The sequence below is a fragment of the Salinicola sp. MIT1003 genome (genome assembly GCF_001858555.1).
Lineage (GTDB): Bacteria > Pseudomonadota > Gammaproteobacteria > Pseudomonadales > Halomonadaceae > Salinicola > Salinicola salarius.
In genome coordinates, this window is the sequence record NZ_MCAP01000039.1 from 1 (window position 1) to 2,186 (window position 2,186).

General features: G+C 62.7%; 1 protein-coding gene. It reads left to right on the forward strand.

The window, feature by feature from the left end; genetic code table 11:
• On the forward strand, positions 1–2,172 hold a 2,172-nt coding region (locus BC443_RS13205; RefSeq protein ID WP_139284321.1), incomplete at its 5' end, for a heavy metal translocating P-type ATPase.
• Positions 2,173–2,186: the final 14 nt, after the last annotated feature.

The following is a 2,186-nucleotide window of genomic DNA, read 5'->3' on the forward strand; positions in this document are numbered from 1 at the left end:
GAGAACCTGCCGGGAGTCTCCGACGTCAAAGTGTCGGTCATGAACGAGACGCTCACGCTGAAGCTCGACGAACAGCAAACCTCGCCGGACAGCGTCGAGAAATCGATCAAGCGGCTCGGTTACAGTGTAACGCCGCGCACCGCCATAACCGGTAATGGCTCCAATGGCGCCAGCTCCACAGCTGACGAAGGCGTCGCCGAGGCAGTGTCGGCCTCACCGAAACGCTGGTTTCTGCATGGCAAGGGCCGGCTGGTGGTCATGACCGGGGCTGTCCTGCTGGCCGCCGTGGCGGTGCGCCTGGTGGCCTCGGAGTCTCTGGCTTATTGGGGCTTCATCCTGGCGTGTCTGGTCGGGCTGGTTCCCGTAGCGAAACGTGCTTTTTCCGCTGCACGAGCGGGCATGCCATTCACGATAGAAATGCTGATGACCATCGCTGCCGGTGGCGCGCTGATCATCGGTGCCGCCGAGGAGGCGGCGCTGGTGGTCTTCCTGTTCGCCGTCGGCGAAGTGCTTGAAGGGGTGGCCGCGGATCGTGCCCGCTCGAGTATTCGCGCGCTGGGTGATCTAGTGCCCAAGAGCGCGCTGGTCGAAGACGCACAGAGGGCGACTCGCAAGGTCAATGCCGCGAATCTGAAGATTGGTCAGGTCGTCGTCGCGCGACCCGGCGACCGGATTCCTGCCGATGGGCAGATCATTGAAGGAACGTCTTCTATCGATGAATCGCCGGTGACCGGTGAATCGGTGCCCAAGAGCAAGACCCTCGACGAGTCGGTCTTCGCCGGGTCCATCAATAATGATGCCGTGCTGCGTATTCGCGTCACCAAGGCGCCCGAAGACAATGCTATCGCGCGGATCATCCGCTTGGTGGAAGAAGCACAGGAAGCCCGTGCGCCCACCGAGCGTTTCATTGATCGCTTCAGCCGTGTCTATATGCCCGCTGTGGTCGGTACCGCGCTACTCGTTGCGATCATTCCTCCGCTACTTTTCGGCGGCGCTTGGGGTGAATGGACTTATCGAGCCCTGGCGCTGCTGTTGATTGGCTGCCCGTGTGCGCTGGTAATTTCGGTACCGGCTTCGATCGCCTCGTCGCTGTCTACCGGGGCACGCCGCGGGCTATTGTTGAAGGGGGGCGCGGTGATCGAGTCCACCGCCAAGGCTAGCCTCGTGACCTTCGACAAGACCGGCACCCTGACCGCCGGGAAACCAGTCGTTACCGACGTGCAAGCGGCTGCCGATGACCACGATGAGGCTGATGTCGTTGCCTTAGCCGCCAGTGTCGAGGCCGGCTCCAGCCACCCGCTCGCCGAGGCGGTGTTGAATCATGCCGAATCGCGTCATATCGCGTTTTCTCAAGGGTCGGACGCACGCGTCATCGCCGGCCATGGTGTCGAGGCAAGCGTGGACGGTCATCGTAGCTATGTCGGTTCGCCACGCTACGCTGAAGACCAGGGCGTACTGACAGAGGCTCTGAAGACGCGGATCGCTGCGCTGGAGGAGCAGGGCAAGACGGCCGTCGTGGTGTTTAGGGACGGCGCGATCGTCGGACTGATTGCCATGCGTGACGAGCCGCGCACGGACGCCATCGACGGCATCAAGGATCTCCAGGCACTGGGCATCCGCTCGGTGATGCTGACCGGTGACAACCCCCGTACCGCGAAAGCGATTGCCGATCCGCTGGGCATCGAGTTCCAGGCAGGCTTGCTGCCTGACGACAAGGTCACGGCAATCAAGGGAATGGTCGCCAAGGACCGGGTGATCATGGTGGGCGACGGGATCAACGACGCGCCTGCACTCGCCACCGCCGACGTCGGCGTGGCCATGGGCTCGGGCACCGATGTCGCCCTGGAAACGGCCGATGGCGCCTTGCTGCGTAATCGCGTGACCGACATAGCGACTATGATTCGTCTGGCTCGCGCCACCATGAACAATATTCGCCAGAACATCACCATCGCGCTGGGCCTGAAGGCGGTATTCCTGTTGACGACCATGTTTGGTCTGACCGGGTTGTGGGTGGCTATCATGGCTGATACCGGCGCCACCGTACTAGTGACGCTGAATGCGCTGCGTCTGTTACGGTTCGAGAATCGACAGGGCCCGACACGCGGCGGTGGAGCCTCCGTCAATGTGCCGCCGGAAAGCTCGGGCCAGGCCGCTTCGCCGGCGAGTGCTTGAAGGCGAGTGCTAGA